At 29.8% G+C, this 20,549-nt stretch carries 14 protein-coding genes, 2 tRNA genes and 3 rRNA genes; 13 read left to right on the top strand and 6 right to left on the bottom strand.

The window, feature by feature from the left end; all coding sequences use genetic code 4:
• Positions 1-168 precede the first annotated feature (168 nt).
• The 5 genes from NXS15_RS01670 to NXS15_RS01690 form a co-directional block, all read right to left on the bottom strand.
• Complete coding sequence (locus tag NXS15_RS01670) at positions 169-1,779, bottom strand: ABC-F family ATP-binding cassette domain-containing protein (RefSeq protein WP_259290140.1); 1,611 nt, start codon at positions 1,777-1,779, stop codon at positions 169-171.
• 152 nt (positions 1,780-1,931) lie between these two features.
• Positions 1,932-3,950: a S41 family peptidase gene (locus NXS15_RS01675; RefSeq protein WP_259290141.1), complete on the bottom strand. Its 2,019-nt coding sequence runs from the start codon at positions 3,948-3,950 to the stop codon at positions 1,932-1,934.
• Positions 3,923-6,289 (bottom strand): leucine-rich repeat protein, encoded by a 2,367-nt coding sequence (locus tag NXS15_RS01680; protein WP_259290142.1) that lies wholly within the window; start codon positions 6,287-6,289, stop codon positions 3,923-3,925. Before NXS15_RS01680 ends, NXS15_RS01675 begins: the two co-directional genes overlap by 28 nt.
• Entirely contained in the window at positions 6,276-8,534 is a 2,259-nt protein-coding gene (locus tag NXS15_RS01685) for a leucine-rich repeat domain-containing protein (protein ID WP_259290143.1), read from the bottom strand. The genes NXS15_RS01680 and NXS15_RS01685 overlap by 14 nt, the downstream gene beginning before the upstream one ends.
• Before the next feature lie 232 nt (positions 8,535-8,766).
• Positions 8,767-9,984, bottom strand: a complete 1,218-nt coding sequence (locus NXS15_RS01690) for a trigger factor-related chaperone (RefSeq protein WP_259290144.1) — start codon at positions 9,982-9,984, stop codon at positions 8,767-8,769.
• A gap of 258 nt (positions 9,985-10,242) precedes the next feature.
• On the opposite strand from NXS15_RS01690, the gene rpsL reads away from it, so the two are divergent.
• From rpsL to NXS15_RS01755, 13 genes are all read left to right on the top strand, one after another.
• Positions 10,243-10,662 (top strand): 30S ribosomal protein S12, encoded by a 420-nt coding sequence (gene rpsL / locus NXS15_RS01695; protein ID WP_259290145.1) that lies wholly within the window; start codon positions 10,243-10,245, stop codon positions 10,660-10,662.
• Between the two features lie 22 nt (positions 10,663-10,684).
• Positions 10,685-11,155 carry a 30S ribosomal protein S7 gene (rpsG, locus tag NXS15_RS01700; protein WP_259290146.1) on the top strand — a complete coding sequence of 157 codons (471 nt, stop codon included), beginning with the start codon at positions 10,685-10,687 and terminating at the stop codon, positions 11,153-11,155.
• 6 nt (positions 11,156-11,161) lie between these two features.
• On the top strand, positions 11,162-13,252 hold the full coding sequence (gene fusA / locus NXS15_RS01705) for an elongation factor G (RefSeq protein ID WP_259290147.1): 2,091 nt from the start codon (positions 11,162-11,164) through the stop codon (positions 13,250-13,252).
• Between the two features lie 410 nt (positions 13,253-13,662).
• Positions 13,663-14,454, top strand: coding sequence for a diacylglycerol cholinephosphotransferase Mf1 (mf1, locus tag NXS15_RS01710; RefSeq protein WP_259290148.1), 792 nt, complete (start codon positions 13,663-13,665; stop codon positions 14,452-14,454).
• Positions 14,455-14,568: 114 nt separating this feature from the next.
• Positions 14,569-14,655, top strand: a tRNA-Leu gene (locus tag NXS15_RS01715).
• A 22-nt stretch (positions 14,656-14,677) separates the two neighbouring features.
• A tRNA-Lys gene (locus NXS15_RS01720) sits at positions 14,678-14,753 on the top strand.
• 103 nt (positions 14,754-14,856) lie between these two features.
• Positions 14,857-14,962, top strand: a 5S ribosomal RNA gene (gene rrf / locus NXS15_RS01725).
• Between the two features lie 121 nt (positions 14,963-15,083).
• On the top strand, positions 15,084-15,839 hold the full coding sequence (locus NXS15_RS01730; protein ID WP_259290149.1) for a hypothetical protein: 756 nt from the start codon (positions 15,084-15,086) through the stop codon (positions 15,837-15,839).
• 8 nt (positions 15,840-15,847) lie between these two features.
• A complete protein-coding gene (locus tag NXS15_RS01735) occupies positions 15,848-16,543 on the top strand; it encodes a pseudouridine synthase (protein ID WP_259290150.1) in 696 nt (231 codons plus the stop codon).
• 38 nt (positions 16,544-16,581) lie between these two features.
• A 5S ribosomal RNA gene (rrf, locus tag NXS15_RS01740) occupies positions 16,582-16,687 on the top strand.
• A 379-nt stretch (positions 16,688-17,066) separates the two neighbouring features.
• A 5S ribosomal RNA gene (gene rrf, locus NXS15_RS01745) occupies positions 17,067-17,172 on the top strand.
• A gap of 158 nt (positions 17,173-17,330) precedes the next feature.
• Complete coding sequence (locus NXS15_RS01750; RefSeq protein WP_259290151.1) at positions 17,331-17,768, top strand: carboxymuconolactone decarboxylase family protein; 438 nt, start codon at positions 17,331-17,333, stop codon at positions 17,766-17,768.
• 84 nt (positions 17,769-17,852) lie between these two features.
• Positions 17,853-18,683, top strand: coding sequence for an HAD family hydrolase (locus NXS15_RS01755; protein ID WP_259290152.1), 831 nt, complete (start codon positions 17,853-17,855; stop codon positions 18,681-18,683).
• A gap of 28 nt (positions 18,684-18,711) precedes the next feature.
• Here NXS15_RS01755 and NXS15_RS01760 read toward each other — a convergent pair whose 3' ends face one another.
• Positions 18,712-20,544, bottom strand: a complete 1,833-nt coding sequence (locus NXS15_RS01760) for an ABC transporter ATP-binding protein (RefSeq protein WP_259290153.1) — start codon at positions 20,542-20,544, stop codon at positions 18,712-18,714.
• Positions 20,545-20,549: the final 5 nt, after the last annotated feature.

A 20,549-nucleotide genomic window follows, 5' to 3' on the forward strand; every position in this document is an offset into this window, starting at 1 on the left:
TTTATTGTGAAAGTTTTGGGTTTTTTATTGCAAAATACTCAAATATTATTAAGCTGTTTTTTTGGTCACAATTTATAGTAGTTTATTTTTTAAAAAAATTAAATACCTAGATCTTTTGTAATATTCTAGGTATTTAATTTAATATCTTTTTATGTAAAATCAACGCTATTAATAATTCATTAATTCTTCGTATTCGTCAAGTGTTCCATGATAAATAAAACTTTTATCAGGAGAAATTTCTAAAATAACATTGGCAACTTGATTAACAAGGGCACGGTTATAAGTTGTGAAAATAGCACCACCCCTGTAATTTTTTAATCCTGTGATTAATGAGTCAATACTTTCGGCGTCTAAATGGTCTAATGGCTGGTCTAAAACTAAAAAATTAGCTTCTAATAGCATCATTCTTGAGAACATTAATCTAGCCTTTTCACCACCAGATGTAACTGTTACATCTTTAAACACAGTGTCGTTTGAAAATAACATACGACCTAAGAAACCACGCATTCTTTGGTCGGAAACATCTCTAGTTTCTTCGGTTGTATTTTCTAGCGGTCATTGAGAAATTCAATCTAAAATACTCATTTTTTCAGTGAAATACTTTTTATTTTCGTTTGGATAATAAGTGTGCTTAATTGTTTGACCTCATTTTACACTTCCACTTGTAGGTTTTTTCAAACCTAATAAAACTTCAAGAAAACGTGTTTTAGCGATATCATCTTCACCAATCAAAACCATTTTTTCACCTTTTGACAGTGTAAATGAAACATTTTGAAACATTACTTTACCATTTTCTTCATATGAGATTGAATCAACTTCTAAAATATCTTTTCCGGGTTCTCTATTGATATCTCAATTTATATAAGGGTATTTACGATTTGAAGGTTTAATTTCGTCTAAAGTTATTTTTTCAAGTGATTTTTTACGTGATGTTGCTTGACGTGATTTAGATGCGTTGGCACTAAAACGAGCAATAAATTGCTTTAATTTTTCAATTTGTACTTCTTTTTTAGCATTTTGTTGTTTTGTTAATTCAAGAGCAAGTTGGCTACTTTCTTTTCAGAATGTATAGTTACCAGTGTAAATTTTTGCTTCATTAAAGTCAATATCAACAATGTGTGTACAAATATTATCAAGAAAATCACTATCGTGACTAACAACAATAACAACATTGTCATACTCGGCCAAAAAGTTTTCTAATCATTTGATAGAACGCAAGTCAAGGTGGTTTGTCGGCTCATCCATGATTAAAATATCAGGGTTACCAAAAAGAGCTTTTGCTAATAAAACTTTAATTTTTTGATTAGCAGTCAATTGATTCATTGGAACATCTCATTTTTCTTTTGGGATTTGTAGTCCTGAAAGTAATTCTTGAGCATCATTTTCGGCGGTTCAGCCACCTAGTTCTCCAAATTTTTCTTCTAATTCACCAGCTCTAGTGTAATCATCCATTGTTGCGTCAGGGTTAGCATAAATTGCGTCTTTTTCGCTTTTTATCTTGTATAAGTCGGTATTTCCCATTACGACCACTTCGGTTACGATTAAGTCGTCATAGGCATTATGGTCTTGGCTTAAAACACTAATTCTACGGTTTTTTTCAACAATTATTTGACCACCTGATGCCTCTATTTCACCTGAAATTATCTTTAAAAATGTTGATTTACCGGCACCATTTGCACCGATAATTCCGTATGTATTACCCTCTGTAAATTTTAAATTGACATTTTCAAAAAGTTTTTTATCACTGAATATTTTGCTTAAATTTTGTACTTCTAACATGAAACCTCCATAAATATTTTTAAATTATATCAAAAATTAATTTTTTGCTTTATGTTCTCACTTTCTTATGTTTTACTTGCCACAAAAAAACAAAACGCAATTTTTAATTAAATTTTGCGTTTTGTTTTGATTTTTTATTTTGATTTAAACTGCTAATTATTATTGTATTTTTTAAAGTACTCGTGTTCTACATATCTAAAGATAGCTTTCATATTTTCAATTTTTTCTTCCATTGTATCTAGGTTATCTTGTTCTTGTATGACGTTGTCATTAATTTCGTTTTCGTACTGTTTGCGTTTTTTCTTATTGATAAATTTAATATATTTATCAATATTGTCTTTTTCATTTTTTCAAGCCGACAGTTTTATTGTTCTTAAATATTTGTTGTACTCTTTTTCGCCTTGAACAGGGTCATTTAAATAGGCATTAATGATGTCATAGTTCATATAGGCTAGATAAGGGATTGTGATATCAACTTCAATACCTTCTTGTGTGTAAGGCAATTGAGATTCACTTTTAATTTGATCATTTGAGCCTGAAACTCAGGCATTGTTTGATGATATTTCTAAACTTGTTCCATCAGGCAAAACAAGCGGCAAAATAGAATACATTCCGCCCCCTGATTTATTACCGATGATAGTTGCTAACTTATTGACTTTGGCAATGTGTGTTAATAAATTAGCGGCACTGAAAGTATTGATACCGGTCAGTATATATCATTGATAATCGGGGTAACCATCTTTTGTATCATACGCATTATCTTTATTGACATCAACACGATATTTTGAGTACGATAACAATTTGCTTATTGTTTCGTAGAAATAAATTTGCTGATCTTTGTTTGTCAAAAATCCTGCTACTTTTTCCATTGCGGCGATAGAACCACCGCCATTAAGAGAAAGATCTAAAATTATTTTTTTTATAGGTGTTAGATTTTGCTTAATCAACTCCATTGCTTTGTACATTTTCTCAAAACTATCATATTGATAACTTTCTTCACTCATTAAATTTTCATTTGTGCCGATAATAAATTCGTCAAGGTAAATTATTGCTGTATCGTCGTGAAAAATAACAAATTTATTTTCTTTATTAGCAAGTGAAGCGTTTCTAATTTTTCTTAGTATGCCTAATCAACCAATGTATTCATTCACCTTTTGACTTCTCGCAGACCCATAAGGATTAGCACGATAATTTTGTGGATGATAATATGAACCTGACTGTATAGAAGAGTGCAATTCGTTTAAATTTTCATAAAACAATTTCTCATAACCGGCAGTATTATCGTCAATATTTACTGATAAAAATTGCTCTTTTAATCCAGTTTTTTCAAAATACTCATCAAAACTTTTTGCATTATTTTGTGCTAGAAAACTATTTTTTAGTCCGTAAAAATTATCAAAAACAAACAACATAAAATTGTAATTATTTAATCTAAATTGCTTTGTTTGTTCTTTATTATTATTTATATTATTCATTATTAAGTTATACTCGTTTGCGTCAATATCTTTATTGATTACGGTGCTAACGCCAATGAATTTTTCGCCGTTGAAATAAACATTATAATAATTTTGGCTAAGAAATAGTAGATTAAATATTGAAAAAGGAATATATATTTGATTGTTTTTTTCTTCAATACTCATATTGTATTTTGCTAAATCAAATTCACTAAATTCATTGTCTGAAAGTTTAGTAGTTTCAGTAGATTTATATTCAATTCTTTTAGCGTAGTCAATGACTTCAGAATTCTTTAGTATTTGAAATACATCTAAATTATTGACTAAAATTTTGTTTTGATCCAGATCAAAAATTATTTCTTTTTCGCCGTTTGCATAATAAATTTTATTTTGTTTTTTGGATTTGAATTTGAACAGCGTACGATCTGTTATTCCGTCGATTTTTGCAATAAATTCATTGACGTTTATGTATAAATCTTCATTTTTAGGATTGATAAATGTATCAATTTTTACATCATTTATTTTGTACTGATTAGAGTTATTTAAAAAGCTATATTGCTTGTTGAACTTTAGAGTTAACGGAATTTCTTTATTAAAAACATCATTATTTTTTCGTGCATTATTTACACAAGAAATAGTTGCAATTGGCAAAGAAATAAATGTAGTTATTGTAGGAATGAGTTTTAAACCTATTTTATTTTTATAATGTCATTTCATTTATTAACTTTTGAACCTTCAAATCTATTTTTTTCTAATTCAAATTCAGATTTAATTGAATCTTCATTTGGCAATTCTTCTTCAGTTTGCGCAGCAATATTTTCATCTGTTAATTCAAAATTAACAACGTTTATCAAAGCGATTAATTCATCGATTTTTCTTTGAGTATTAATCAATGTATCATGTGAATTGTATTTACGAACAAAAATAAAATCACTCAGTTTGTTTGTTAATTCTTCATCAATTTCATTGATTGATAAATTAATTAATTTTTTTATTGCGTTTTTTTGTTCGTCAGTCAATGTTTGTATTTTGTGTAGAACTTTATATTTTGCGATTAGATTCAAATATTGAATATAATATTCTGAATTTTTAACCACTTCTCTGTATTTTTTTATTAGTTCATTCAATTTACTGATTTTTGATTCAATTCCATCATAGTCTTTTTTATTGTTGTTGTATTTTTCATCTTCAGCAATGTAATTTGTTCTTGTTTCTTCTTTTAATTTATCATCATTATTTATTTTTTCAGCATTTAGTTCGTAACCAGCTAAATTAATAACTTTTTTTAATGCAATGATATTTTCGTCAATATCAGTTAATTTTTTGTTTGTCGTTCAGGCGTATTTATAATCGATAAGATAGTTTTTTATTTCAGCAATAACGCTGTTATCATCATTGCTTTCTGGTTGTGCTAATTCAATTAATTCATGTTTTGCTTGTTCGCTTATATTTGGATAATTATCGATGGCAATAGTTGCTATATTTTGCAAGTATGAAATGTATAACTGCAAGCTTCTAATTCTTTCACTTTTGGTATTTTCTAACGATTCAATTTCACTTCGTATTTCGTCTTCATTTTCAATTTCAATGTTTGTTGATAAAAGTTCTTTTAGTTTTGTTTTTTGTTCTTCGTTTTGAACAAAAATATTTTCAATTTTTGGAAATAATTCAGACGAAATTACAATACCATTAGTCGAACTTGTATCTGTTGTAATTAAATCAAGATTGAACTCTGCTGGTATTGATAATGTTGTCAACTCTGGTAAATAAGTAACAAATGTAGTAAGTGATGCTGGTAAAGATAATTCATTTATTAATGAGTTTCTAAAACCATAAAACTTCGTTAAAGAGGCCGGTAGATTCAGTGAAGTTATTGATGTTTCGTTAAAACCACTTAATTCTCGCAATCCTTCATTTAGCAATAATTTATTCAAATTATTTGCATTATTGAATGCAAATTCGACTATTTCAACATTTTGTGGCAAAATAAGTTCTTTTATTGGTGTTTTTTCAAAACCGCTAATTTTTTTCAATGATTGCGGAAGAGTTAATGAAGAAATTTTAGTGTTTGCAAAGGCACCTTGATCAATAGTTTCCAGTTTATCATTAAAGACTATATTTTCAAGTTCAAAATAATCTTTAAATGCATCTTGTTGAATGTATTTAATTTCCGGTAGCAATTGTAGACTTGTGATTTCTGAATCATATAAAGTTAGAGCAGCATTTTTTGTCAATGTTGTTGTTTTAACATCAAGCAATATTTCGTTTATTTGTCTTTTTAAATCTGCTTCTTTTTGTGCGTAAATTTGTTCAGTATAACTTGATTTATCTGCGTCTTTTTCAGTAGTAAAAAGACTTCTAATTTTATTTTGAATATCTAAATATATTTCGCTATTTCCAAATTCTCTTTCGAAATTATTCATTATTCTAGATTCACGACCTAAATATAATTCGTATAGTTCTTTATTGCTTTTTTTATCTAAATTTAAAGAATTTTCAATAACTAATTCAATGTTTGTTGTAGCTTTAATTAATTTATTATAGTATCTTAAATCATCTTCGCTTATTGCTTCGCTTGTATTGATTGTAGTTTGCAAAAGTTCAATTGCGTCAGGTTTTGTTAATTGACCCAATATGCTTTTAGCTTTGTTTAATTTTTCGTTAAATTTGTCTTTAACTAATTGACGCTTTTCATCGATTGTTAAATTATTATATTTTTCAGTTTCTTCAATGATTTTCTTTAGTTTTTGGCCGGCTTGAATTAACTGTTCTACCGTCTGTGCCTCATGGAACGCTTTAGTGGCCTCTGTTATTCCTTCCCCCGATTTGCTAAAAGCTTCATTTCCTTCTTCGGAACTATAAGATTTGTGTTTAATCTGTGCGTCTTCAATAATTTTTTGTAATTTTTCTTTTTCAATATCAAATTCGCTTTTTGCGATTTCTTGTTTATTTTCCTCGTTTGATTGTGTTTTTTTATTGTTGTTACTGCATGCAGCTGCAACAAATGGAATAGAAACAAATGAAAATCCAAGCAATATTAATTTATTCTTTTTCATTTTTCCCCTTTGTGAAATCTTTGAATGGAATTTGTTGATTTTTAATGTCTTCAACTCATTCTTTATTATTCATTAAATACTTGCTGTAAATATTTATTAAATATAAATGCGGTCAATATGTTTTTGATATTTCCGCTTGTTTGACATATTGTGGTAATGTTAATTCTTGTACACCGGTTTCGCTAAAACCAGAAAAACTCTTCAATCTTGGTGGCAAAACTAATTTGCTTATTTGTGTTTGATTGAAGCCCCCTATTTTTCTGATGCTAGATGGCAATTTTAATTCATATATTCTGGTAAAACCAAACCCATATAATTCTTCAAGTCCTTCCGGCAAGGTTATCTTTCTAATTTTTTGATTATAAGTAAAAGCATCATTAGTTATTTTTTTTAGATTTTTGGGTAAATTTACTGATGAAATCAATGATTTTTGACCACCAAAGCCCCCTAATACTTCTAAATTATCAGGTAATGTAATTTCTTTAATTCCTGTATCATTAAATGAAACGGGCAGTATTTGTTTAACACTTGATGGAATGGTTAAACTTGTCAATTGTTGATTGAAGGCAAAACCTCCCAATATTTCCAAACCTTCATTTAAATCTAAACTTGAAATCGGTGCTCTATCAAACGCTGATTTATGTATGATCTTGAGTGTTTTTGGCGTTTTTAGTTTTGTAATTCTTGTTCTTGCAAAACCACCTAGTGAATTTAAATTGTTTGGTAAATTCAGTGAGCTCAATTCGGTTTCGTCTAAAGTTCCAGGATAAATGTTTACAATTGAATTTGGTAAATGAATCTCTTTTATAAAGGTACCGGTAAAGCCTCCTAAATTTTTTAATTGTGGTGGCAATTTAAGTTTTGCGATTTTCGTATTATCAAAAGTACCGATTTCTATTGTTTCAAGTGTATTAGGCAATTCGATTTGTTCAATATTTCAATTTTTAAACCCGCCTAACGAGATGAGATTATCTGGCAATTTTAGGTTAATGACATCATATTGAATATCACTCTTCAAATCGAATGAACCAGGAGCAATAAATTTAACTGATTCAGGTATGTTTAGGTTTCTTATATCAGTATTTGCAAACCCGCCTAAATAAATTAAATTTTGCGGTAAATCTAAACTCGAAATTGGTGTTGAATCAAATGAACCTTGATGAATTTGTTCTAGACTTTGTGGCAGTTGTAGTGAACTGACTAGTGTTCCTTGAAACCCACCTAATTTTTTTAGTTTGCTTGGCAATTTTAAATATTTTATATTTTTTGAATAAGCCAAAGTGTTAGGGTGGATTTCAATTACAGAATCAGGAATAATTATTTCGCTAAAATTCGATTTTTGAAATCCCCCGAATTTTCTTAAATTGTTAGGTAATTCTATTGAATTTAGGTATTCTAATTCACTAAAACTATTTTCGAATATTTCGTCTAGTTTTTCGTTAAATTCAATTTTTCTCAGTGTTGAATGCGAAAAACCGCCAATTTTTTCTAAATTTTTATTCAATTTTAATTCTTGAATAGGTATTGAGTCAAAACTATTTTCTCTTATTATTTTTAGGTTATTTGGCAATTCCAATTTACGAATTGAAGTACGAGCAAAACCCCCAATTTCTTTTAGATTAGCAGGCAATTCAACACTCGTGATTTTTGTATCATCAAAGCTATTTTTGTATATTTTTTCAATACTATCAGGTAAATCAATAGTTCTTATGTTGGTACGCGCAAAACCACCTAGATTTTTTAAAGTACTCGGCAAAGTTATTGCAATTAAATCTGACTCATCGAAAGCATTTTGCTCAATTTCTTCTAAACCCTCAGGAAATTCAATATTTTTCAGTAACACTTCTTTAAATCCACCTATCTTTTTTAGAGATTCTGGAAGATGAAGGTTGTCAATTAATGTGTAATTGAACCCGTTAAGCGATTCAATACCATCAGGTAGTTCTAAATTTTGAATTGCTGTATAATCAAAAGCACCTTGCGCAATACTGATTAAATTTTTGGGAAAGTTAACTTTTTTTAGATTATAAAATTTGCTAAAAGCACCAGGTCCAATTTCAGTAATATATTCAGGTATATCAATCTCTGTGGAGTTTTTATTGAACATTTTCAGTGCTTTTGTTGCACTTAAAAATTCTTTTCTTTCAGTGTCCAATTCAGTATTGTTGCTAGTATTTTTGTGGCAAGCAACACTTATGGGCAAAACTGACACTATAGGTAATATAGTTAATATTTTTAATTTCATTTTTCCTTCCTAGCGGAGAGGTTTTTTATTTTTATTTTAAAAATTTAATAAACAAAAATATCCTCTATACGACGACAAGGGGATATTTTTAAAATTTCGTGCTACGCATGAATTACCATGATCCGCACATAGGTATAATCTCAGCCTTTTACAGCACCCTTGTCGAAATAATTATATTATGAGAGCATAAATAAAATTATTTTTTTTGACTAAATAGGGTTAAAAAAGCACATTATTCAGTAATTTTTAATGCATCTGTGAAAATTTTTGCATTTTCCGAACTAGTTAATTCCATTAATTTCAGCATCGTTAGTTGTTGTTTTATTACGTTGCGTAATGATTCGAACGATAAACTTTGTGGATTACGGTTATGAATTTTTTGAATAAAGTCAATTTGTTTTTGAACTAACTCATCACTTACAACAAAGTCAAAATCATTTTGGATCGCTTGAATTAATAACATTGATGCAGTACGTTTTTTTGCACTAGCTTCCGCAATATTTTTAATTTGTAGGTGATTTGGATTTTTCATGTCTAAATCTTTTGGTGAGTTAAGGTCTTGTGCTAAACCACCTGGACGCATTTCGTTTTGTGTTATTTTTTGCATTGTTTCAGTAATATATTCAGGACTGTAATTAATAATGTTTTGAGCAACAATAGCGTCAGCATTCAATTCGTAGTATTTCAATAATTCTCTAGAGAATAATTCTTTTTTCAAGTTGGCTTCAAATTCTACTTTCAATTCTGCAAGCGAGTTAATATTTTGTTCTTCTAATTTAACAAAAGTTTCGTCTGTAACGTGAATTATTTCGTCATAAGTTGCCGAAATAATTTCAATTGTTCAAAAAACATTTGATGGGTCGTTTAATGTAAAAGTTTGACCAACATTTTTACCAATTAATTCTGCATTAATTGAAAAATCATTTGATGTTAATGCTTGCAATTTTACATTTCTTTGCTCATCAACAACTTGACCATCTTTTGAACCTTTTAAATTTAAAGTTACAACATCCTTAACAGCAATTGGGCGATCTTTAACCTCTCTAGTTATTGGATAATTGGTTTTAAATTCTTCAAAAATAGCGTCTAAACTTTCTTGTGTAATTGCAGGAACATTAAAATTAATTTTTAAATTTTTATAATCTAATTTTTTTATTTCTTCGTTTGGATAGTAAACAAAATCAACTTTTGCTCTAAACTCATCTTCATCATTGATAAAATCAACATAAGGACCACCTACAGGCACATTTTTTTGAGCAGGATCAAGAATTTGTTCGATATATTCTTTTGTTTTTTCTCTTAAAACAGTCATTGAAGCTTTATTTTTGATTTCTTGGGGTGAAACTTTTAAGCCTTTTGAGATCGCATCTTTTAAAATATCATTTTTTATTTTTTTTCATTCAACTGACGAAACATTAATTTCGTGAGTTTGTTTTACGTAATTAATCATTTTTACTCCTTAAATAGTGAAATATATTTTAAATTATATATGATAAAAATTCATAAAAGATACTCTGATTCGCAAATTATTTAATCATGTCCAAAGAGTTACATCGATTTTTTAGCTTTAAAACTAGATTTTTTCGTAAAAAAACAAATTTTTAAAAAAAATGAAACACACGGGTAAGTTGTTGTATAATAAGCACGTTATTTTTATATAGCAATATTTTAAAAAAATAAGTTAACAAAAACAGAAAGGAAAATTTAAATGCCTACAACAAATCAATTAGTTGGTAGTGGTAGAGTGCAAAAAGTTCGTAAACAAAATGCTCCTGCATTGAACTTAAGCTACAACACTCTTACAAAATCGAGCCGTAAAGAATCAGCTCCTTTTAAACGTGGTGTATGTACTCGTGTTGCAACTATGACTCCTAAAAAACCTAACTCAGCTATGCGTAAATATGCTCGTGTTAAATTATCAAACGGTATGGAAGTTACCGCATACATTGGTGGTGAAGGCCACAACCTACAAGAACACTCAGTTGTTCTAATCAGAGGAGGTAGAGTTAAAGATCTACCTGGTGTTAGATACCACATCGTTAGAGGTACACAAGACTTAGCGGGAGTTAATAACCGTAAACAAGGTAGAAGTCTATACGGAACCAAAAAAGAAAAATCAAGCAATTAATTAGAAAGAAAGAGAGAAAATTATGTCAAGAAAACACAAAGCTCCAGTTAGAGAAGTACTTGCTGACCCAATTTTTAATTCAGTTCTAGTTACAAAGTTGATTAACTCAATTATGCTAGATGGTAAAAAATCCGTAGCGCAAGACATTCTATACTCAGCCTTTAACATTATTAAAGAAAAAACAAACAAAGAACCAATGGAAGTATTTCAAGCTGCAATTGAAAACATTACTCCTCAATTGGAAATCAGAACAAGAAGAATCGGTGGTACAAACTACCAAGTTCCTACAGAAGTTTCAGCACGTAGAAAACAAACTTTATCATTAAGATGATTAGTTCAATATTCACGTCTAAGAAACGAAAAAACAATGGATGTTCGTTTAGCTAACGAAATCATTGATGCATCAAACAAAACTGGTGGAGCAATCAAAAAACGTGAAGATACACACAAAATGGCTGAAGCTAACCGTGCTTTTGCTCACTTTAGATGATAAGATATTATGGCTAGACAATACGAATTAAAAAACTACCGTAATATCGGTATTATGGCCCACATTGATGCAGGGAAAACAACAACAACAGAAAGAATTTTGCTACACACAGGTAGAATTCACAAATTAGGTGAAACCCACGATGGTGCTTCACAAATGGACTGAATGGCTCAAGAACAAGAGCGTGGAATTACCATTACTTCAGCCGCAACAACAGCCTTTTGAAAAGGAACCAGAATCAATATTATTGATACTCCAGGACACGTTGACTTTACAGTTGAAGTTGAACGTTCACTTCGTGTATTAGACGGTGCAGTTACTGTGCTTGACGCCCAAAGTGGTGTTGAACCTCAAACTGAAACAGTTTGAAGACAAGCAACAAACTACAAAGTACCTAGAATTGTTTATGTAAACAAAATGGATAAAATGGGTGCTGACTTCTTTATGTCAGTTAACTCAGTTAAATCAAGACTAAACGGAAATGCAGTTGCTATTCAAGTACCTATTGGTGCTGAATCGAACTTCACAGGAATTATTGACCTAGTTGAAATGAAAGCATACATTTACGACGGAAAACCTGAAGAAAATCCAGAAGTAACTGAAATTCCAGCTGAATACTTAGAAGTTGCTAAAGAAAGAAGAGCAATGTTAATTGACTCTCTTTCAACATACGATGACGAATTTATGATGAAACTTCTAGAAGGTGTAGAACCAACAGAAGATGAACTTAAAGCAATGATTCGTAAAGCAACTTTAACATCTACTTTCTTCCCATGTATTTGTGGAACAAGTTTCAAAAACAAAGGTGTTAAAAAAATGATTCAAGCTGCTGTAGATTACTTACCTTCTCCACTAGATGTTCCAGCTATTAAAGGATATTTAGGAGACGAAGAAGTTTCAGTTCCAGCTACAGATGATCACCCATTCGTGGCTTTAGCATTCAAAGTTATGACTGACCCATTTGTTGGATCACTAACTTTCTTCCGTACATATGCTGGTGTGTTACAAAAAGGTTCATACGTTTACAACACAACTAAAGACGTTAAAGAACGTATTGGACGTATCATTAAAATGCACGCTAACTCACGTGAAGAAATCGATGAATGTTATGCTGGTGACATCAACGCCTTAGTTGGTCTAAAAGCCACTACAACAGGTGATACTCTAGTTGCTGACAAATCACCAAAAGTTGTTCTAGAAAGAATGGTATTCCCGGAACCTGTTATTTCACAAGCTTTAGAACCTGAAACAAAAGATGCTATGGAAAAATTGGCTTTAGGTTTACAAAAACTAGCAGCCGAAGACCCTACATTTAGAACTTACACCGATGAAGAAACCGGTCAAACTATTATTGCTGGTATGGGTGAATTACACTTAGACATCATCGTGGACCGTCTAAAACGTGAACACGGTGTTAAAGCTAAAGTTGGTGCTCCACAAGTTTCATACCGTGAAACAATTACTAACGAAGCTGAAGTTGAAGGAAAACACATTAAACAATCTGGTGGTAAAGGTCAATACGGTCACGTTTGAATTAAATTTGAACCTAACAAAGATAAAGGGTTTGAATTTGTGGACAAAATCGTTGGTGGTAAAATTCCTAAAGAATACATTAAATCAATTCAAAAAGGTCTTGAAGATAAAATGGCAAGCGGTATTTTAGCCGGTTACCCAATGATTGATATTAAAGCTACATTATTTGATGGTTCATACCACGATGTCGACTCTTCAGAAATGGCTTATAAAATTGCTGCTTCTAAAGCTCTAACCAAAGCTAAAGATCAATTAGGAACAGTTCTACTTGAACCAATTATGGACGTTGCTGTTGTTATACCTGAAGATTACTTTGGTGACGTTATGGGTGATTTAACTCGTCGTAGAGGACAAATTGTTGATAACGAAACCAGAAATGATGGTGCTCACGTGATTCGTTCACACGTTCCATTGAAAGAAATGTTTGGTTATGCAACTGATTTACGTAGTATGACTGCTGGTCGTGGAAACTATCAAATGCAATTCGATCACTACGAAAAAACACCAAAAAATATTGCTGATCAAGTTATTAAAACACGTAACATCAAAAATGATGACGATGAATAATTAATAAAAATAAAGCCATGCTTAAAATGGCTTTATTTTTCTTTTTTAAAAAAAGTAAAAAAATAACAACCATTAGGTTGTCGGTGTATAAAAAATAAATTAATAATTAAAAGGGATAACACTTTTATCGTAACATAGTTACTGAGTGATTATATCAAATAATTATTTATTTTCAAGAAAAAAATTATATTTTTTTATTAATGGTAATTTTTGAGAAAAACAGCATACTTTACTCGCTATTTTATTGTAATTTTGCCTATCTTTTTTACCAATAAATGCGTGAAATAAAAAACAAAAGTTCCACTTTTTTGAATTTAACAAATGAGAACTTTTGTTTTTTATTTCATATGCTAATTTTACCTATCTTTTTTTATCAATAAATGCAATTTAGTCTTATAATAATTTTGCCTATGAAAATTAATAATAATCCTGGTTTATTGCCAAATATTAAAAAAAGACAACAAGGCAATTTAAAATTGCTTAACGAACTTGTTGATATTCTTACACAAAATAATTTTAAGTATTCATTGGCATACGGAACACTATTAGGTGCCGTTAGAAATAATGACTTAATTGAATGAGATGCTGATATTGACATAATCATTACTAAATCAGCTCTTGATTTTTTAATCGCCAAATACCCCGATCGAATTGTTACAAATGAAAATACCAAGCATCATTTTCTAACATTTCCTCGTTTTGTTGACTCGCTTTCAAATGTCGATGTGAAAGATCCAAACTCACAATATATCGACCTCTTTGTTGTCGTGCCAAGCAGCGCTGAAGTTTTTAAAAAATATTTAACTAAGCCAATTTATAAAACAAAAGGATTACGTGGCTGAACAAATGTTAAATATTACTTTAATCATAAAATTGCTAAAACACTTGCAAGAATTTTTGTTAAATTGAGCATGTGATGACTAAAAGGTTTAACATTCCAAGCAGTTTATGATAAATTATATGTTGCAAACTCAGATAAATACGCTTTAACCGTTTGACCAGACAAAAGTAATTATTGTTTAATTGAAAGTGTTGATTTCAATTCACCAAGTTCAATTGAAATGTGTGGCAGAAAATACATGTGTTTAAATAATACTGAGAAATATTTAGAACAATGGTATGGCAAAACATGAAAAACGCCAATCAAAACATCTAAATCAATTTACTATGGATATTATGAAATGGGCAAACAAAAAGAATAAAATAAGCTATTTTATTTAATTTTTGTTACTAATTATTTCGCTTATAAAAAAAATAAAAAAAACTTTTTTGTTTTTTAAAAATATACTATAATTAAATAGCAATTTTAAGAAGTTGCCCAGGTGGCGGAATAGGTAGACGCAAGGGACTTAAAATCCCTCGGTGGTAACACCGTGCTGGTTCAAGTCCAGTTCTGGGTACCAAATGATCGCAAGATCGCTAAATGCGCCCTTAGCTCAGCAGGTAGAGCAAATGGCTTTTAACCATTGGGTCAGAGGTTCGAATCCTCTAGGGCGTACCATTTCAAGAAATTGACCAAAATAAGCGTAAGCTTATTTTTTTTATTTTTATTTAAAAAAAATATAAAAAATATTTGGATTATAAAAAAAATATAGTATTATTTTATCAGTAGTTATAGCGCAAGGGATCACCTGATACCATTCCGAACTCAGTAGTTAAGCCTTGTAGTGCCGACGATACCAGAGATGGGAAAATAGGGAGCTGCTATTTTTTTTATATTTTTTTAGAAAATAGAAATAAATAATATCAAGAACCTTAAAATCTATTTTTCAATTTTTTTTCTTCTTTGATATTATTTACATAATAAAAAATGCAAATAATAAGGAGAAATATGAAAAAAATAGCATTGTCGTCATTGTTGACGATATTACCAATTTTAGCCGCTTCTTGTTCAACGAATAATATTGAAAAACAAGATACAAAAAATGATGTCGGAGATCAAGGTTCAACTAATAATATTCCAAAACAAATTACAACAAATAATATTGAAAAATACAGCTATCTTGATTTTTTAAAGTCACAACCACACGATAATAAGATTCTAATTCTAGAAAACGATTTAACAGCCAGCGAAGTTTTTCCAGGTTTTTTAGTTTATAACAATTTCGAATTAACTGAAGACATCGATTGAGATGAAGTGCCTGATGCCATAAGTAATTTTAAAATTTCTAATGTGTTCAATAAAGAGTTTTTCAAAGATAAATTTCTTGTTTATATTTCAAATAGCAATACAACAATGAAACCAATTCAATACCGTGATAAAGACTATTTAGTTTCTCAATCATTAGCGCCGTTTGACTATTCTAATGGTAAAGTTGTTTATGGTTTATCAATACTACCAACAGTAAGTGATTATGCGCCAAATGTTCAATTACCAAAAGAATACGAATTTTACTTTACAAATTCGTTGACGTCTTTATTTGTTGCTTTTGATAAGAAACAATACGATAATGTGATTGAAATTATCAAAAAAATAACAAACGAGGATCAACAAAAACTTGCTGAATTAGAAAAACAAAAAGCTAATAATCCACAAGGCAACACAAACCAATATAATCCAAGTCCAGACGGACCTGTTTCAAACTAAATATCAGTATGCCAAAAGAAAGAATAGAAAAAATAATAGCTCGTTCAACGCAATTCTCACGCGCACAAATAACGAAAATGATTCGTAAAGGTGATATTGCTGTAAACGGAACAAAAATATTGAAAAGTATTCAAGTTGATATTGAAAATGACGCAATTTCAATTAAAAATCAGCCTATTACATTGACAAAATATCATTACTATTTATTCAATAAACCTGCCGGTTATTTATCGGCTAATAACGATAAAAATCAACAAACAATTTTTGATCTAATAGATTTAAAGAAAAATCAATATTTTTGTGTTGGGCGACTAGATAAAGATACAGAAGGTTTATTAATCATAACTGATGATGGAAGTTGGTCAAATTGAGTATTAAAACCACAAAATCATGTGCCTAAAACATATCATGTTGAGGTTGATAAAGATTTCGATGATCACATAAAAAACTATACAGGTGATATCAAAATCCAAAACCATGTGGTTAAGGATTATAAATTCAATTTTATTGCCAAAAATATCTGTCAGTTGACTATTTATGAAGGCAAATTTCATCAGGTGAAGCAAATGTTATCATTTTTCGGGTATCAAGTAACATACTTGAAACGAATAAGTTTTGGTTCAATAAATTTACCTTTAGACTTGAAAAAAGGCGAGTTAAGACAAATTGATGAGTCAATAATTAACTCCCTAAAAAAAATATAAAAATTATTTTGCTTTTTTGCAAAATATAGTATTATTTTATCAGTAGTTATAGCGCAAGGGATCACCTGATACCATTCCGAACTCAGTAGTTAAGCCTTGTAGTGCCGACGATACCAGAGATGGGAAAATAGGGAGCTGCTATTTTTTTTATTTTTTTAAATTATTTTTAATAATCAAAAACTAATTACTTTTGTTATTGACAAAAAAATATTAGTTTAATGCTCCTAATGCTGATGTAATCAGCAATTATATTCACACCCATGTCAAAAATAAGACGTATGTTTACATTAACCTATATCACTTTGATCTAAAAACACTTATTGAGCTATATTTAAACAAAATTGATTCGTCAATTGTCACAGAATTTTTATCATATATTGTTGATAACAAAGGTCGTCGTTATTAACAATATATAAAAACGTAGTTTAACTTTCAATATATTCATTTATTAATAAATGCAAAAATTTTATTAAAAATAAATTAAAAAATTATTTTGCTTTTTTGCAAAATATAGTATTATTTTATCAGTAGTTATAGCGCAAGGGATCACCTGATACCATTCCGAACTCAGTAGTTAAGCCTTGTAGTGCCGACGATACCAGAGATGGGAAAATAGGGAACTGCTATTTTTTTATACTTTTTTGTGTAATTTGATAGCAAGCTCCTAATTAAGTATTTATTTTTGCTTGGAAAATATTCTGGCATAAATTCATTTTGTTTTTAATTGGTTTTAATTTAAAATAATAATTGCATAAAAAAATGAAAAAATGCAAAAAGGAGCAAAAAAATGACCAAAAGAGTAGTTATTGCAAAACAAGACCCAGAATCAACAAAAATCTTATCTCAATTAAACGCACATATTTCAGCTAATTTAAGCCCAATTTTAATTGAGTTAATTAAAGTTAGAGCATCACAAATTAACAAATGTGCTTACTGTTTAGAAATTCACACAAAAGCAGCTTTAGAGGCAGGTGAAACAGAGCGTAGAATTTTTGCACTACCAGCATGAACTGAATCACCATTATTTAGCGAAAAAGAAAAAGCAGTGTTAAAAATGACAGAAGAAATAACACATATTTCAAATGTTGCTCTTAGTGATGAAACATTTGAAGAATTATCAAAATTCTTTAATGAAGCCGAAATTTCTGATTTAATGATGAATGCAATTGCAATTAACACATGAAATAGAATTGCACTAGTAAGCAAAGTTAAACACAAAAATTAGTTTTTAAACAGCATTTGCTGTTTTTTATATAGTATTTTGACTGATTTTTAGGTTTTAAAATAAAATTATTTATAATTAACAAACATGCAACCAAAAGATAAAATTACATACTTTATTGACCTTGATGGAACTTTATTTGATCAAAGAGGTTTTAGTCGAATTTCGCACAGAAATTTAAGTGCTATTTTAATTCTTAAAAATTTCGCTAATGTTGTCTTTTCGACAGGCCGCAGTTATTCAGATTTTAGAGTTCAACAAGCAATGAGACAGTTAAATATTCATGATATTATTAGTTCATCGGGTGCTGAAGTTTACATCAACCGTGAGCGTGTTTTAGCTAACCCTATTTGCAATGAAACGGTGCAAAAAATTGTTGATTATGCAATATCAAAAAAAATATTATTTATGGTTTATGATGCTACAGGCGAGCATATTTATGTAAAAAATAAAATTCAAAGATTTTTAGCTAACATAACAATTAAGCGTTGAGTAAAGTCAATAAATTTATTTAAAGATTTTGATATATCAAAGCACAAACAAATTACGAAAATCGCCTTTGCTTTTCACACAAATTTATTTTCAAAAAAAATTCTTAAACAAATTGAAAAAAATTTTCCTAATTTAACTAACTCATACACCGCTAGCCGCAATTACATAATCGAAATTACAGACATCACCACAAACAAAGCAATGGCCACTGTTGAGTATTGTCGCATTAATAATATTGATTTATCAAATACTGTTCATATTGGCGATTCAATGTCGGACTCGTGTTTAAAAGGTTATGTTGGTAAATTGGTAGCGATGGGAAATTCGACTCCTTCACTTAAATCGGTCGCTGATGAAATTGCACCAAATCATAAAAATGGTGGTTTATATAAATATTTTGTCCAAAACAAAGTAAAAAAACAATAAAGTCAATTAGCTTTATTGTTTTTTACTTTTATGCGAACTGTGATTTATATAAAGCGGCGTATTTGCCATCTTGTTCAATTAATTCGTGGTGTGTACCACGTTCAACAATTTCACCATCTTCAACAAACAAGATTAGATCTGCATTTTTGATTGTGCTCAAACGGTGCGCAATAACAATGCTGGTTTTGTTTTTCATTATTGAATTTGCTAAAGCATCTTGAATAATTTTCTCAGTGTTTGTATCAATATTAGAAGTCGCTTCGTCTAAAATAAGGATTTTTTTATCGCCTAAAACTGCTCTCGAGATTGCTAACAATTGTTTTTCCCCTTTGGACAACAACATATCATTATCCTCTAGCATTGTGTGATATCCCTTTTCAAGTCTTAGGATAGTATTGTGAGCTGAAACTAATTTGGTTGAATTGTAAATAGTATGTTCACTTGCGTTTTTATTCCCAATCAATATGTTGTTATAAACTGTATCTTTAAACATAAATGAATCCTGTAAAACCACAGCCATGTATTGGTTTAAGCTCTCTTTTTTAATAGTTTTTAATTCAACACCATCAATTGTTATTGAACCTTTTTCGTAATTATGGAATTTACTTAATAAATTAATAACAGTTGTTTTTCCTGCCCCTGTAGGCCCCACAAGAGCAATGCTTTGGCCTGGCAGAGCTTCAAATGAAGCGTTTTTTAAGTGTCATTCATCTTTATTGCTATTGTATCTGAATCACACATTTTCAAATTTTATGTGTCCTTTAACGTTTTTTAACTCGTTAATTTCGTTAGAAGTATCAGGCTCAATTAATTGGGCTATTTCATTGATCCGCACAGTGGAAATAACACCGTTTTGTGATCCAAAAATTGTACTAATAATTGATTGAAATGCGCCTGTTACGTTATGTATATAACCAATATAAGCTAGGAAAAAACCAAGATCAGGGCCATTGCTATTTAAACCCAAAACTTGCAACAAGCTTCACAAAGCAATATTATTGTTTTTGAACACGACAATGATTGCTGCGGCAGCTAAAACAATAATATTAGTTGACATAATAAACCATGGAATAAACATTTCAGTTCATAAGTCAGCCTTAAAAGCGTTACGATAAATATTTTTAGCTATTTTATTGAAGCTTTTGGTCGACTCTTGTTGACGGCCAAAAGTCTTTGTGATTTTCATATTTTTAACACCTTCTTCAACAAAGGCGTTTAGATTTCCAAATTCATCTCAAACACGTTCAACATTTGGACGTGCTTTTTTAATCATTATGAAACCAAAAGAAAATAGGAATAATGTTATTAATATAACGATAATAGTAATATTGGCACTGTAAATTATCATTGTTGTAATGGTAATTAACAGGTGAGCAATATTTGAAAAAGCTTGCGTCAATATTTGGCTTAGAGTCATTGAAATATTATTGACATCATTGATTAAAGTGGAAATTAAATCACCGGTTTTGTGTGTATCATAATACGAAACAGGCATTTTTAATAGTTTTTCCATCCCTAAACGACGCATATTCATGGCTGTTGAAAAACCTAATATTAAATATATTTTGAATTCGAGGAATCTAAATATACCAAAAATTAAGAAGACAAAGACCATAGCAACAATCATTGTGATAAAAAATGTATCATTAAATTTAGCATCAGCCTGCAAGGCTGCGTGAGTAAATGATTTTGAAGCTAGAATACCACCCATCATTATTCCGGCAATATAAGCAGTCGAGTTGATAATGGTTGTGAAAATTCCAAAGACAAATAATCAAGGAGAGCGTCCAGAATATTTTGTAACAAGTTTAATGATTCCTAATGTGGAACCGAATTTACGTTTAGACTTTTGTGTATTCATATTCC

Origin of the sequence: Mycoplasma sp. CSL7475-4, assembly GCF_024834065.1 — a bacterium.
GTDB lineage: Bacteria > Bacillota_I > Bacilli_A > Mycoplasmatales > Metamycoplasmataceae > Mycoplasmopsis.